The sequence below is a fragment of the Vibrio jasicida 090810c genome, assembly GCF_002887615.1.
Classification (GTDB): Bacteria; Pseudomonadota; Gammaproteobacteria; order Enterobacterales; family Vibrionaceae; genus Vibrio; species Vibrio jasicida.
Genome location: NZ_CP025792.1, coordinates 2490716 through 2504502 on the forward strand (window position 1 = coordinate 2490716; position 13787 = coordinate 2504502).

Annotated in this window: 13 protein-coding genes and 1 pseudogene; 8 read left to right on the top strand and 6 right to left on the bottom strand. The window is 45.6% G+C overall.

Annotated features, from left to right (window positions below; all coding sequences use genetic code 11):
- Positions 1-65: 65 nt before the first annotated feature.
- Together cpxA and C1S73_RS11845 are read right to left on the bottom strand one after the other, a co-directional pair.
- A complete protein-coding gene (gene cpxA, locus C1S73_RS11840; RefSeq protein WP_038870978.1) occupies positions 66-1472 on the bottom strand; it encodes an envelope stress sensor histidine kinase CpxA in 1407 nt (468 codons plus the stop codon).
- On the bottom strand, positions 1472-2161 hold the full coding sequence (locus C1S73_RS11845; protein ID WP_038870981.1) for a response regulator: 690 nt from the start codon (positions 2159-2161) through the stop codon (positions 1472-1474). Before C1S73_RS11845 ends, cpxA begins: the two co-directional genes overlap by 1 nt.
- A gap of 191 nt (positions 2162-2352) precedes the next feature.
- Here C1S73_RS11845 and C1S73_RS11850 point away from each other — a divergent pair, with 191 nt between their 5' ends.
- The 3 genes from C1S73_RS11850 (at position 2353) to pfkA (ending at position 5142) form a co-directional block, all read left to right on the top strand.
- The gene (locus tag C1S73_RS11850) at positions 2353-2862 is read left to right on the top strand and encodes a CpxP family protein (RefSeq protein ID WP_038870983.1); all 510 of its coding nucleotides are present in this window, start codon (positions 2353-2355) and stop codon (positions 2860-2862) included.
- A 123-nt stretch (positions 2863-2985) separates the two neighbouring features.
- Positions 2986-3894, top strand: coding sequence for a CDF family cation-efflux transporter FieF (gene fieF, locus C1S73_RS11855; RefSeq protein WP_038870985.1), 909 nt, complete (start codon positions 2986-2988; stop codon positions 3892-3894).
- Positions 3895-4179: 285 nt separating this feature from the next.
- The gene (gene pfkA, locus C1S73_RS11860) at positions 4180-5142 is read left to right on the top strand and encodes a 6-phosphofructokinase (RefSeq protein ID WP_038870987.1); all 963 of its coding nucleotides are present in this window, start codon (positions 4180-4182) and stop codon (positions 5140-5142) included.
- A gap of 63 nt (positions 5143-5205) precedes the next feature.
- On the opposite strand, the pseudogene C1S73_RS11865 reads toward pfkA, so the two are convergent.
- Positions 5206-6589, bottom strand: a pseudogene (locus C1S73_RS11865) (MATE family efflux transporter).
- A 228-nt stretch (positions 6590-6817) separates the two neighbouring features.
- On the opposite strand from C1S73_RS11865, the gene C1S73_RS11870 reads away from it, so the two are divergent.
- The 3 genes from C1S73_RS11870 to C1S73_RS11880 all read left to right on the top strand — a co-directional run bounded on the left by C1S73_RS11870 (position 6818) and on the right by C1S73_RS11880 (position 9868).
- The gene (locus C1S73_RS11870) at positions 6818-7108 is read left to right on the top strand and encodes a co-chaperone GroES (RefSeq protein WP_005381516.1); all 291 of its coding nucleotides are present in this window, start codon (positions 6818-6820) and stop codon (positions 7106-7108) included.
- 74 nt (positions 7109-7182) lie between these two features.
- Complete coding sequence (gene groL / locus C1S73_RS11875; RefSeq protein WP_038870992.1) at positions 7183-8829, top strand: chaperonin GroEL; 1647 nt, start codon at positions 7183-7185, stop codon at positions 8827-8829.
- Positions 8830-9304: 475 nt separating this feature from the next.
- Positions 9305-9868 (top strand): VC2662 family protein, encoded by a 564-nt coding sequence (locus C1S73_RS11880; protein ID WP_038870994.1) that lies wholly within the window; start codon positions 9305-9307, stop codon positions 9866-9868.
- 113 nt (positions 9869-9981) lie between these two features.
- Here C1S73_RS11880 and C1S73_RS11885 read toward each other — a convergent pair whose 3' ends face one another.
- Complete coding sequence (locus C1S73_RS11885) at positions 9982-10479, bottom strand: MgtC/SapB family protein (RefSeq protein WP_038870997.1); 498 nt, start codon at positions 10477-10479, stop codon at positions 9982-9984.
- A gap of 94 nt (positions 10480-10573) precedes the next feature.
- A complete protein-coding gene (epmB, locus tag C1S73_RS11890) occupies positions 10574-11596 on the bottom strand; it encodes an EF-P beta-lysylation protein EpmB (protein WP_038870999.1) in 1023 nt (340 codons plus the stop codon).
- Between the two features lie 32 nt (positions 11597-11628).
- On the opposite strand from epmB, the gene efp reads away from it, so the two are divergent.
- Both efp and C1S73_RS11900 read left to right on the top strand, forming a co-directional pair.
- Positions 11629-12195 carry an elongation factor P gene (gene efp / locus C1S73_RS11895; protein WP_005425036.1) on the top strand — a complete coding sequence of 189 codons (567 nt, stop codon included), beginning with the start codon at positions 11629-11631 and terminating at the stop codon, positions 12193-12195.
- A gap of 438 nt (positions 12196-12633) precedes the next feature.
- On the top strand, positions 12634-13317 hold the full coding sequence (locus tag C1S73_RS11900; RefSeq protein WP_038871002.1) for a nitroreductase family protein: 684 nt from the start codon (positions 12634-12636) through the stop codon (positions 13315-13317).
- A 92-nt stretch (positions 13318-13409) separates the two neighbouring features.
- Here C1S73_RS11900 and frdD read toward each other — a convergent pair whose 3' ends face one another.
- Positions 13410-13787, bottom strand: a complete 378-nt coding sequence (gene frdD, locus C1S73_RS11905) for a fumarate reductase subunit FrdD (protein ID WP_038871005.1) — start codon at positions 13785-13787, stop codon at positions 13410-13412.

The window sequence follows — 13787 nt, forward strand, 5'->3', positions numbered from 1 at the left end:
CCTCCTTTATGAAGGATTTACTTTAATGTTAATGAAAATCATTATCAACTTTGATCTTTGTAAGGTTATTTGCCTATTTTGAGTAATGGCAGAGTAATCGTGACTCGTAAACCACCCAATGGGCTGCGACTTGCGATAATCGAACCGCTGTGTTGGCGGATGGCACTTTCGGTAATGGTTAAACCAAGACCGGTACCGCCAGAATGACGATCACGGGCTGTCGAGACTCGGTAAAATGGGCGGAAGATGGCTTCTAATTCTTCTTCAGGCACACCTTCACCATTGTCATCTACAATGATGCTCAAGGTGTCTGCGCTGTCTTGAATGTCGATCTTCACTTCGTCTTTGCCGTAGTAAATCGCATTACGAATGATGTTTTCTACCGCACTCATCAGTAGTTTTGGATTGCCAGAAATGCTGCGTTCAGGAAGGTTAGAGTAGTTCAGTACTTTGCCCATTTGTTCGGCTTCAAACTGCGCATCCTTAATAATCTCTTCCCACAAACTTACTATTGGCTGAGTCTCGCGCGTCATGTGACTGTTCACTTGCATGCGTGAAAGTTCGAGTAGTTCGGCGATCATCTGCTCTAAACGTTGCGCTTCGGTGTCGATTCGGGTCAGCTCTGGACTTTCCCCTTGCTTACGAGTCGCCAGCGCACTTGCCATACGCAAGCGAGTCAAAGGCGAACGTAACTCATGTGAAATGTCTGAGAGTAAACGCTGCTGGCCAGAAATCATCTGATTCACAGCCTCGACCATTTGGTTGAAGCTGGTTCCGGCTTGACGAAACTCGGTTGTGCCTTTCTCTAGGTTAGGATCGATGACAAACTCACCTTTCGCGACGCGTTGCGCTGCACTTTCCAAGCGTCGAGCGGGTTGGCTCAAAGCCCACGCTAACCAAAGCAATAACGGGGTACTCACGAGCATAACTGCAAGCAGCAATTGCAATGGGTGATCGAACAGGCGCAACATGATTGGTGGCGGCTCATTCCATTTAAAGCCGACGTACATCAACAGATCCGAATTGGCTATTTTGATTGGCACGGGGCCTGCGATCATGTAGCGACCGTAAAGTTTTTGCTTCGGTTGGGACTGATCTTCAATGCTAGTGACAAAGTTTTGTAGCGCACGTAGCTTGAAATCTCTGTGACCTGATGAAGTTGTCAGTACGTTGCCTTCGTGATCGGAAAAGAAGATACGTGGATGCGGATCATGTTTACTGCGTCGCTGACCTTCGATGCTGAACAAAAGCTTGCCGAGGTTATCTTGTTTGCGATACTTCTTCTCGATACCGTCACGTATTTCAATCATACGCTGATAGTGGTCTTGCGGGATGTCGCGTGCTTTCCGTGGGTCAAGGTGTGGTAATGACAGCACCGCCATCAGAACCAAAAACATGGTGAACCAAAAGATGGCAAAGATGCGTCCATACAAGCTGTTTATCTTCGGCAGTTTGAAGCGTGGTGCTCGCATTAATCCTCCTCAATCAGCATGTAGCCGCGCCCGCGTAGCGTCTTAATACGAGGCTTACCGTTACTTTGGTCTGGCAATTTTTTACGTAGGTTGGATACGTGCATATCGATCGCACGATCAAACGCGGCTAAGCGCTTGCCAAGTACATCTAAGCTCAAGGCTTCTTTAGTTAGCACTTGCCCAGGGTTTTGCACAAAGTGTGTCAGAAGAGCAAACTCTGTCGTCGTTAAATCTAACAACGTCTGTTCGCAGTATGCTTCTTGTTTGCCAGGGAAGAGTTTGATTTCTTGGTACTCAATGCAGTCACTGTTTTTCGCGCTCTTCTGGGTGCTGCTGGTACGGCGCAAAATCGCCCGGATCCGAGCGAGTAATTCGCGGTCGCTAAACGGTTTTGGCAGGTAATCATCGGCACCCAGTTCTAGGCCGATAACGCGGTCTATCTCTTCGCCTTTCGCCGTTAGCATAAGCACTGGCGTCTCCCAGTTTTCGCGCAGGCGTTTTAGGGTTTCCATTCCATTGAGTTTTGGCATCATGACATCGAGCAAAATAAGGTCAATTTCATCAGTGACAGCCGCGAGGCCTGCTTCTCCATCGTTGGCTTCACTGACGTTAAAACCTTCAAAGCTCAGTACCTCTTTAAGCAGACTGGTTAGCTCGGTATCATCATCAATCAAAAGAATGTTCGCCATTTGAGTACCTATTTATGATTCGTGGTTGCTTTAATATTACATGGGAATGATAGGTAACGAAGAGTGTAAAAATCACTCTTTACGATTCTTTACGGTCTCTATACGTCGCTTTACCTAGTAGGTCGTATTCTACACTCAAGCGCTGTGAGAACAGCTCAGAAGAATCACTAACCTGTGTAAGGAATCAAATTATGAAAACTGCAAAGAAACTAGTACTGGCTGCTGTTGTTCTACCACTAACTCTAGGTACAGCGAGCGCATTCGCATTTGGTGGTAAAGATCATAAAGGCCATCGAGGTGAATGCGGCAAAGGTATGGACCGTGGCATCATGCGTCAACTAGACCTGACTGATGCACAGAAAGACCAGCTAAAAGAAATGCGTGAAGCGAACAAAGCGGCGATGAAAGCAAAATTCGCAGATGGTCACGAAGCACACATGGCAGAGCGTCAAGCGCACCACGATAAAGTTCAAGCACTTCTATTGGCTGATAACTTCGATGAAGCCGCAGCAAACGACCTAGCAAAAGAGATGGTTGAGAAGCAAACTGAGCGTCGCGTTAAGATGCTAGAGAAGAAACACCAAATGCTGAGCGTGCTGACTCCTGAGCAAAAAACAAAATATGTTGAGCTACAAAAAGAGCGTCACCAAGAGTGTGGCGAAAAAATGCAAAAACGCATGCACAAGCACCACAACAGCTAATCGCTGAAAGATAAAGTAAAAGAGGTAGCCTGAGTGCTGCCTTTTTTTGATCTTGGCGATTTCATACTCATTCAATAATTCTCAAGGTATACTCAAAGTACGGTTTGAGTTAACTCTTTGATTATGAAACACGAATATGCACGTTTAGTCACGACCGCTGCTTGGACGGCGACCATTGTCGCGACGATTCTTTTAATAGTAAAAGTCATTACTTGGTGGGTGACGGGCTCTGTCAGTCTGCTTGCTTCCTTGATTGACTCGATGCTGGATATCGCCGCATCGGTCGTGAACCTTATTGTTGTACGCTATTCACTACAACCCGCTGATAGAGAACATACTTTTGGCCATGGTAAAGCAGAGTCGCTAGCAGCACTGGCGCAGGCAATGTTTATTTCTGGTTCTGCTGTCTTCTTGGTTCTTAATGGTACTGAGCGATTTTTCCGTCCACATGAGCTGAATTCACCTGAGCTAGGGGTTTATGTCTCTCTATTCGCTATGGTCGTTACTTTTGGACTCGTGATGTTCCAAAAGCATGTGGTACGTAAAACGGGTAGCCAAGCGATTGCTGCTGACTCACTGCATTATCAAACCGATTTATACATGAATGGCGCCATCATGGTGGCTTTAGGATTGAGCTATTTTGGGGTAACGCAAGCCGATGCAGTGTTTGCGGTGGGGATTGGTATCTTCATTTTATACAGCGCATTCAAGATGGTCAGCGAAGCGATTCAGACATTGCTCGATAGAAAGCTACCAGATGAGGAACTGGAGCAGATCCGTGAAGCCTGCATCAATGTTGAAGGTGTGTTAGGAGTCCATCAGCTAAGAACTCGCATGTCTGGGCCGACGCGCTTTATTCAATTGCATTTAGAGTTGGATGATCATCTACCTTTAATAAAAGCCCATCATATTGCCGATAAAGTTGAAGATAATTTGTTGGCGCTTTTCCCGGAAGCGGACGTCTTGATCCATCAGGATCCGTTGTCGGTCGTCTTTGGACCAGAGAAAGAACAAAAGGCGCAAGATTGGTAGCGGTCGAAAAATCAGACCAAGCGTAACGACAAATAGGCGCTTATTGGCTATCTTTCCATCACTACTGACTAAGAATCGTGATCCTGATGTGAATCAACGAAGTTGCAAAGAGAAACTGTAATACTCTTACATAAGTAGAAAAGTTACATAAAAAAGTGTGTTTTCATTGGTATTCCTGTAGAGGAAATGTAACATAACGCACAGTTCTGGATTATGCAGGTTGCTTGGTAACAAGGGGCCTAGAAGAAAATTAAATAAATTGATTGCCAAAGATCGAGGGTGAGCATGATTAAGAAGATCGGTGTTTTAACAAGTGGCGGTGACGCACCTGGTATGAACGCAGCAGTACGCGGCGTAGTTCGTACAGCACTATCTGAGGGATTGGAAGTTTACGGTGTTTACGATGGCTACCTAGGTCTTTACGAAGGCCGCATCGAGAAGCTAGATCGTTCTAGCGTTTCAGATGTGATCAACAAGGGTGGTACATTCCTAGGCTCTGCACGTTTCCCTGAATTCAAAGAAGTGGAAGTTCGTGAACAAGCGATTGAGAACCTGAAAAAGCACGGTATCGATGCACTTGTTGTTATCGGTGGTGACGGCTCTTACATGGGTGCTAAGAAACTGACTGAAATGGGCTACCCATGTATTGGTCTACCAGGCACAATCGATAACGATATCGCAGGTACGGATTACACAATCGGTTACCTAACTGCACTAAACACAGTTATCGATGCAATTGACCGTCTTCGTGACACGTCTTCTTCTCACCAACGTATTTCTATCGTAGAAATCATGGGTCGTCACTGTGGTGACCTTACTCTGATGTCTGCAATTGCTGGTGGTTGTGAATACATCATCACGCCAGAAACTGGCTTGGATAAAGACAAGCTAATCAGCAACATCCAAGATGGCATCTCAAAAGGTAAGAAGCATGCGATCATCGCACTTACTGAGCTGATGATGGATGCAAACGAACTAGCGAAAGAGATCGAAGCAGCGACAGGTCGTGAGACTCGTGCGACGGTTCTTGGTCACATCCAACGTGGTGGCCGCCCAACAGCGTTCGACCGTGTTTTAGCATCTCGCATGGGTAACTACGCGGTTCATCTACTAATGGAAGGCCATGGCGGTCGTTGTGTTGGTATCGTGAAGGAGCAGCTAGTTCACCACGACATCATCGATGCAATCGAGAACATGAAGCGTCCAGTACGTAACGACCTATACCAAGTTGCTGAAGAGCTATTCTAAGCAACTGGTTAAAGTCAGAATCAAAAAAACCGCGGTTATCCGCGGTTTTTTATTATCTAACGTTTACGCTGATGGTTGGTGTTCTGCCAATGTTATTCTTCGCTCACGTAGTGCAAACCAATACCCTAATAGCCCGCCCATCGTATTCCCCAGCGCAATACCAATAAACAAACCTTCAATGCCATAAACGTGGCTACCAATCCAAGCTGCAGGCAAGGTAAATACGAATAAACGCATGAAGCTCCATTGGAAGGCACGCATTGGTTTGTGCATTGCGTTGTAGCCACTGACTAGCATCATCACAATCCCTTGGAAGCCATAACTAAATGGCACCACCAATAGGTAATGCCAAAGCAGATCTTTTACGGCGGCTTCCTGAGAGAACAAGGCTGCAAGAGGAATACTGAGTGGCACCATCATCAAGAAGATAAACCCTTGGAAGAGAACTGCGAACCGCATGCTGAGGAACCAACCGGAAAAGGCTCGAGCAGGATTATTTGCCCCAAAGTTCTGTGCCATAAATGGGGTGAGAGCGGAAGTGAGAGACATTAAAACCAACAACAGAATCGATTCAATTCGCTGAGCTGCGCCATAAGCTGCTACTGCAGCTGTCCCATGACTTGAAAGCAACATCATCAGGATTGCGCCCGATAATGGGGTCATTGCATTGGAGAGCGCTGCAGGAGTGCCGATTTTTAACGTTTGTTGCCAGTCTTGTTTGATGAATTGCCATTGCGGCGGGGCAAGTAGCTTCTCACGTTTGACGAGTAGGTAAAGCGAACCGCATAACGCGCCAAACCAACTGAAGGCACTAGCAATCGCCGCGCCTTGGATGCCCAATTCAGGGAAGGGCCCGTAACCAAAGATAAGCAATGGATCGAGAATACCGTTGATAAGCCCTGCCAGCATCATGATTTTAGCTGGAGTTTTGGTATCGCCGGTTGCGCGAATCGCACTATTGCCCGCCATTGGAATTACCAACAGAGGAATGGTGAGATACCAAACCTGCATATACTGTGCGATCAGCGGAATAGAATCTTCTTTCGCGCCCAAGAAGCTAAACAGCGGCTCGATAGTAAAAAAAACCTAGTGTTGAGGCGATCATCACCAGCACAACTGCCAGCAATAACCCGTGGCTGGTAAAGCGAGCAGCTTGAGGAGCATGGCCTTGACCTAACAGTCTACCAATATTGGTAGAAAGCCCCATGCCGATGCCCATGGTGATGCAGTTCACTGCAAAGGTGACGGGAAAGGTGTAACTGATTGCTGCTAGGGCTTCTGTACCCAGCAACGAGATAAAAAAAGTATCGACCAAGTTAAACATCAAAATGGCAATCATGCCCATCGTCATCGGGATGGTCATTTTGCGTAAGGTGTCAGGAATGGGCGCGGTCAACAAACCATGCTTATCTTCGGCCTGATTGTCCGGCTTGTTTTTTTCCAACATTTTTGATGTCTATCTGGTGAGGGAAACGCAAGGATACAAGAAAGCGAGATAGTGGGCGAGTGAGCATTTCGCACGCAAACCGTTGCCTAGCTGCTGGTTATTTTAACTAAGTCACAAAAAAATCACGTCTACCCCTTGGGATCGTTAGGTTTGCCCCTTATATACTGATCACGTGCCCTACGCGGGCAATTATCAAATAAACATGAAAACTTTCAGGAGAGACGACCGATGAACATTCGTCCATTACATGACCGAGTTATCGTAGAACGTAAAGAAGTTGAATCAAAGTCAGCGGGTGGCATCGTTCTAACTGGTTCTGCTGCGGAAAAATCGACACGTGGTGTTGTTCTAGCTGTAGGTAAAGGCCGCATTCTAGAAAACGGCACAGTGTTACCGTTGGACGTTAAAGTTGGTGATACCGTTATCTTCGCTGAAGGTTACGGCACAAAGACTGAAAAAATCGACGGCAAAGAAGTGCTAGTAATGTCTGAAAACGACATTATGGCAATCGTTGAGTAATAGCAATCATTGAGTAATTTTTTGCTCTGATTCAAAAACGAAATCGAAAACAGAATTTAGAAAGGAAATCAAAGATGGCTGCTAAAGACGTTAAATTTGGTAATGACGCACGAGTTAAAATGCTAGAAGGCGTAAACGTTCTAGCGGACGCAGTAAAAGTAACACTGGGTCCTAAAGGTCGTAACGTTGTTCTAGACAAATCTTTTGGTGCACCAACGATCACTAAAGATGGTGTATCAGTAGCGCGTGAAATTGAACTGGAAGATAAATTCCAGAACATGGGCGCACAAATGGTTAAAGAAGTTGCGTCTAAAGCAAACGACGCAGCGGGTGACGGTACTACAACAGCAACGGTTCTTGCTCAAGCTATCATTACTGAAGGGTTAAAAGCAGTTGCTGCTGGTATGAACCCAATGGATCTTAAGCGTGGTATCGATAAAGCAGTTATCGCAGCGGTTGAGCAACTAAAAGAACTATCTGTTGAATGTAACGACACCAAAGCTATCGCACAGGTAGGTACTATCTCTGCAAACTCCGATGCAACAGTGGGTAACATCATTGCTGAAGCGATGGAAAAAGTAGGCCGTGATGGCGTGATTACCGTAGAAGAAGGTCAGGCTCTACAAGATGAGCTAGACGTAGTAGAAGGCATGCAGTTCGACCGCGGTTACCTATCTCCTTACTTCATCAACAACCAAGAAGCAGGCTCTGTTGATCTAGAAAGCCCATTCATCCTTCTAGTTGATAAGAAAATCTCGAACATTCGTGAGCTTCTTCCAACGCTAGAAGCCGTTGCTAAAGCGTCTCGTCCACTGCTTATCATCGCTGAAGATGTAGAAGGCGAAGCACTAGCAACGCTAGTAGTAAACAACATGCGTGGTATCGTGAAAGTCGCTGCTGTTAAAGCTCCTGGTTTCGGCGACCGTCGTAAAGCAATGCTACAAGACATCGCTATCCTAACTGGCGGTATCGTGATTTCTGAAGAGATCGGTCTAGAGCTTGAAAAAGTAACGCTAGAAGATCTAGGTCAAGCTAAACGTGTAACTATCACTAAAGAAAACTCAACCATCATCGATGGTGCGGGTGAAGAAGCGATGATCCAAGGTCGCGTTGCTCAAATTCGTCAACAAATCGAAGACGCAACATCAGACTACGACAAAGAAAAGCTTCAAGAACGTGTTGCTAAGCTAGCAGGCGGCGTTGCAGTCATCAAAGTTGGTGCAGCAACTGAAGTTGAAATGAAAGAGAAGAAAGACCGCGTAGAAGATGCACTTCACGCAACTCGCGCAGCGGTTGAAGAAGGTGTCGTTGCTGGTGGTGGTGTTGCACTTATCCGCGCTGCATCTAAAGTTGCTGGTCTTGAAGGCGACAATGAAGAGCAAAACGTAGGTATCCGCGTTGCACTACGTGCAATGGAAGCGCCTATCCGTCAAATCACTAAGAACGCGGGTGATGAAGAATCTGTGGTTGCTAACAATGTTCGTGCTGGCGAAGGTAACTACGGTTACAACGCAGCAACGGGCGAATACGGCGACATGATTGCAATGGGTATCCTAGATCCAACGAAAGTAACTCGTTCTGCTCTACAATTCGCAGCATCAGTAGCGGGTCTAATGATCACGACTGAAGCGATGGTGACTGACCTACCACAAAAAGAAAGCGCAGGCATGCCTGACATGGGTGGTATGGGCGGTATGGGTGGTATGGGCGGCATGATGTAAGCCAGCCTATCTCTTTGCTCTAAGGCTTGATAACAGCGTCGAGCATGCTCATTTACTAGCGTAAACTGCGCGTGCTCTCCTTGTTTTAAAACCTTATAGCGGTGAGCTAGACTACCGATAAAGTTCGATAAGCCGAGGTGAATGCCTCGGTTTTTTTGTGCCGGTAACTTCGGTATTGAGCCTTTCTTGCGTGAGTTTGTAGGTCTATTCTTACTTTTTCTTTTTAATCTGATAGTTAGCCAGTACTTATTACGCTTAATTTTTATCAGATTAACTGGTTTAAAAATGCGCAACTGTGCGGGTATTGTGCGTAATTCGTCAGGGAAAATGCAGATAAATAACTATGATGAATCAATTGCTTTATTTGTCAGACAGTTAAATATGACTTCCAGCTAACATTTATTGATTCAAAATGGCGCAAAATTTGTACATTACACTATGTTGTAAAACAACTATTCCCTCCATGGAGATGAAAATGAAAAAGCTTATGACGTCATTGGCTGTTGCAGCCGTAATCGCTTCACCTGTTGCTCTTGCTGATAGCTCGCCAGTTATGTTCTCTACCATCGACAACACTAACGCGCCTTCTAACTCTTCTGTTGGTGGTGTTCGCCTTGCGGTATTACATGGCCAAGTAAACGAAGTAAAAGGTGTCGACTTTTCGGTTCTAGGTATGTCTGAAACAGACCGCACAACAGGTGTGAACTTCGGTTTGTTCTTTGGTGCTTCTAAAGTTAATCAAGAAATGACGGGTGCATCACTCGGTCTTCTTAACTGGAACGAAGGCCAAACTAATGGTGTTAACTTAGGTGCAGTGAACATCACGAACAATGTAAAAGGTCTAAACTGGAGTGCAGTGAACTACTCAGAAGGTTACACAATGGCAGACATCGGTTTGGCGAGCATCTCTAAAAAATCTAACTTCCAGTTAGGTTTCTTCAATATGACTGACCAAATCGACGGTGTTCAAATTGGTCTACTAAACTGTGCGGATAACGGCTTCTTCAAGTGTTTCCCTATCGTGAACTTCGCTAAATAAGTTAAGTTGTCGCCACGAGCACACGGATAAAAAAGACCCCGAGGAATATCGGGGTCTTTTTTTGTCTGTGGATCTCATTCTGAAATGTGTTTAGGCATTTAGGACGAATAAGGCTACTTCATGATCCTAGTTGAGGTTTTTCGCTGCTGCATCCTTTGATGCACACCGCGGCGTAGAGCTTTAACGCGATTTTCTGCTCTATCCACGCCAAGCAAGACCGTCAATGCCAAAACAGTAATTACGACGGATTGCGTCAGATAGCCAAGGCCTATCATCAAGCCGAGACCTGCCAATACCCAAATCACTGCAGCGGATGTCACCCCATGGATCTTGCCGTCTTGTGTCATCATCACCCCTGCACCTAAAAAGCCCACACCAGTGATTATCTGGCCAAGTACACGCGCTTGGTCGAGCGTATTAGGTGAAAGCGAGACGGCCATCGACATAAATAAGTAAGTGCCAGAGATAACTAAAATAGCGGTACGAATACCAACAGGTTTACCCCGCGTTTGGCGCTCTATACCGATCATTAAGCCGTTGATGGCGCAACAGGCTAATGCAGGCCAACTGAATGGGCCAAGATCGAAAATGTGTTCAAAAGTTGCTTGCATCTTAACCTCCAAATTTGCGGAGTATGCATAGATAAGACCGCCTGAGCGAACAAAAGCTTTTACTCGTAACGACAATCTTTATACGGAAAGCAACTTACTCTAGATGCAGATCCAGTGGCGTTTTACTTGGTCGGCCGCCAATTTCACGAGTCAATTTAGGCACTAGGTAGCCCGAGACGCGAGTAATCAAGCCACGCATGATTTCTTTTGCTTCTTCATCAGATACGAAGAAATGTGCCGCGCCTTGGACTTTATCTAACACGTGTAGGTAATAAGGTAATATTCCTGAGTCAAACAGGGTTTCATTGAGAGCAACTTGTGCTTCTATGCTGTCATTGACGCCTTTTAATAGCACGCCTTGGTTAAGCAAAGTAACGCCGGATTGCTTCAGTTTTGCCATTTGAGCAGTAAATTCAGCATTGATCTCGTTGGCGTGGTTGATGTGCGTTACCAAGATGATTTGCAAGCGAGATGCTCGCAGTAACTGACACAACTCGTCAGTAATACGTGCAGGGATTACCACAGGTAAACGACTGTGAATACGCAGGCGCTTGATGTGAGGGATGTGTGCGATGTGTTCTAGTAGCCAGTGGATCTCATCGTCTTTTGCCATCAGAGGATCACCACCTGAGAAGATAACTTCATTCAGTTCTGGCTGCTTCGCCATGTATTCTAAGCACTGAGTCCAAGCTTGTTTACCGCTCTTGTTCTCTTGATAAGGAAAATGACGGCGGAAGCAATAACGGCAGTTCACGGCACAGCCACCTTTTACAATCATCAATGCGCGATTGCGGTATTTGTGTAACAGCCCAGGCACTTCGTTGTCTTGCTCTTCCAGAGGATCATTGGAGTAACCTTCGTGAACCTCGAACTCCTCGTTCAAAGGTAATACTTGGCGTAAAAGTGGATCGTAAGGATTGCCTTTTTCCATCCTATCGACAAAACTTTGCGGTACACGCTGTGCAAACAGCTTGCGCGCAGCAAACCCGTCTTGCCACGGCGAAGGATCAATTTCCAAACTTTCCAGCAACTTTGCAGGATCAGAGATCCCATTCGCTAACTGTTTGAGCCAGTTTTGCTCAACAGATTCGACTTTTCGGGTTATTATGTGCGGCATTGAATTTAGCTCTAAGAATGTAAGAGGAAAAAATGGCTACAGTTAGCACCAATGAATTTAAAGGCGGCCTTAAGTTAATGCTTGATAACGAGCCTTGTGTAATTCTGGAAAACGAATACGTTAAACCAGGTAAAGGCCAAGCGTTCAACCGCGTTAAAATTCGTAAACTTCTTTCTGGTAAAGTGCTAGAGAAAACATTCAAGTCTGGTGACACTTGTGAAGTGGCAGACGTAATGGATATCGACCTAGATTATCTATATTCAGACGGCGAATTCTACCACTTTATGAACAACGAAACTTTCGAGCAGATCGCTGCAGACGCGAAAGCGGTTGGTGACAACGCTAAGTGGTTGGTAGAAAACAACACTTGTATGATCACGCTTTGGAACGGTAACCCAATCACAGTTACTCCACCAAACTTCGTTGAACTAGAAGTTACTGACACAGACCCAGGTCTAAAAGGTGACACTCAAGGTACAGGTGGTAAGCCAGCAACACTATCAACTGGCGCTGTAGTACGTGTACCACTATTCATCGCAATTGGCGAAGTGATCAAAGTTGACACTCGTACTGCTGAATATGTAGGTCGTGTGAAGTAATTCACCTCAGACTTTCTGATTGAAAAGGTCGCTTCGGCGGCCTTTTTTATTATCTGTTGTTTTATCCTAACAGCTTCAAGCTCTAGCGTGATAGATACCAACAACAAACGTGATAGCTCATCAGCCGAGAAAGGGCGGTGATTAGCTTTAGTACTGCGGCTTAATGAACCAAGTAAGAAGATAAAACAGCAATAAGATCATGGGTGGTCAAAAGCTCAAGCAGCAAAAAGATCATAGGTGACCAAAAGCTCTGGTAGCTGTACAAATTAGAGTAATGCAGAGGCTGATACGTGTTATCAGCCTCTCTTTTTTGTTGGTGAAACACGGCTGAATATTTGCGCTTTATCTCAATATCACATTGATTTTATGAAGATAAAAAGGCGATGGTGAAATTTGTGGCTATAGTAAATCGACACCCAACAAGCGCAAGGAAGCACTATGTCGACTCAAGAACAACATTACCCACTCAATGATTTTGTGGAATACTCTCCGCAAGAAATGGCAGCAAGAGCTGTACAGAATCTGGAGCAACTTCAGCGCCGTCATTCCATTCGTAGCTTCTCTGATCGTCCTGTGGCGAAAGAAGTGATTGAGCACTGCATTCGAGCAGCAGGTACAGCTCCGAGTGGTGCAAATCATCAGCCTTGGCATTTTGTTGCGATTAACAGTGCAGAAGTGAAAGGGCAGATCCGTCAAGCCGCTGAAGAATTAGAACGTTCTTTCTATGAAGGTCGAGCAGGGCAAGAATGGTTAGATGCACTGAAACCACTCGGTACCAATGCCAGTAAGCCTTATCTAGAAAAAGCACCGTGGTTGATTGCGGTGTTTTCACAAAAGAAAGGTGGCATGAGCAATGATGGGGAACAAACCAACTATTACGTGCACGAGTCAGTCGGGATTGCCACAGGCTTTTTACTTCAAGCATTGCACAATTCAGGTTTGGGTACGCTGACTCATACACCAAAACCAATGAGTTTCTTGAGTAAGATTTGCGGACGAGACAATGATGTCGATCGTCCATATATGTTGATTGTGACCGGTTATCCGGAAGAGGATGCGACCATTCCGGAACATGCGATGCACAAAAAATCTTTGGATGACATCGCGACCTTTATTGAATAGCGGTTGTATTGATCTGCACTCGTTGAGAAAACATAAATAACAGGCAATAAAAAAGCTGGCGAGTTGCCAGCTTTTTCATTTTCGTCAGCGTCTTAAATCATGAAGATAAAGACAACGGCCAGCGCAGTGATTAAACCTGCAAACGCGTAACATGCGATTTTACCAATCAAGCCTGTGTGGAACTTAAGGTCGTGCATGCCGTGGTGTAGACGGTGCATCGCATGCCACATTGGCAATGCTAGCGTACCTATAATGAATAGCGCACCGATGATGCTGGTTGCGAATTCAGATACGCGTTCGTAACTCATTGCTTCTGCATCAATCACGCCAAGCGGTACCAAGATGCCCATAACCAGCACGGTAATCGGTGTGATCATCGCAAACCAAGTACCACCGGCACCAAATAGACCCCACCAGATTGGTTCATCAGAACGCTTCGGGGCTGTGTTAACACTATAATTCGGTTTCAT

Bases quoted from the DNA above. Each gene is read 5' to 3' on its own strand.
- cpxA (WP_038870978.1), bottom strand. From the start codon at position 1,472: ATGCGAGCACCACGCTTCAAACTGCCGAAGATAAACAGCTTGTATGGA.
- C1S73_RS11845 (WP_038870981.1), bottom strand. From the start codon at position 2,161: ATGGCGAACATTCTTTTGATTGATGATGATACCGAGCTAACCAGTCTG.
- C1S73_RS11850 (WP_038870983.1), top strand. From the start codon at position 2,353: ATGAAAACTGCAAAGAAACTAGTACTGGCTGCTGTTGTTCTACCACTA.
- fieF (WP_038870985.1), top strand. From the start codon at position 2,986: ATGAAACACGAATATGCACGTTTAGTCACGACCGCTGCTTGGACGGCG.
- pfkA (WP_038870987.1), top strand. From the start codon at position 4,180: ATGATTAAGAAGATCGGTGTTTTAACAAGTGGCGGTGACGCACCTGGT.
- C1S73_RS11870 (WP_005381516.1), top strand. From the start codon at position 6,818: ATGAACATTCGTCCATTACATGACCGAGTTATCGTAGAACGTAAAGAA.
- groL (WP_038870992.1), top strand. From the start codon at position 7,183: ATGGCTGCTAAAGACGTTAAATTTGGTAATGACGCACGAGTTAAAATG.
- C1S73_RS11880 (WP_038870994.1), top strand. From the start codon at position 9,305: ATGAAAAAGCTTATGACGTCATTGGCTGTTGCAGCCGTAATCGCTTCA.
- C1S73_RS11885 (WP_038870997.1), bottom strand. From the start codon at position 10,479: ATGCAAGCAACTTTTGAACACATTTTCGATCTTGGCCCATTCAGTTGG.
- epmB (WP_038870999.1), bottom strand. From the start codon at position 11,596: ATGCCGCACATAATAACCCGAAAAGTCGAATCTGTTGAGCAAAACTGG.
- efp (WP_005425036.1), top strand. From the start codon at position 11,629: ATGGCTACAGTTAGCACCAATGAATTTAAAGGCGGCCTTAAGTTAATG.
- C1S73_RS11900 (WP_038871002.1), top strand. From the start codon at position 12,634: ATGTCGACTCAAGAACAACATTACCCACTCAATGATTTTGTGGAATAC.
- frdD (WP_038871005.1), bottom strand. From the start codon at position 13,787: ATGAAACCGAATTATAGTGTTAACACAGCCCCGAAGCGTTCTGATGAA.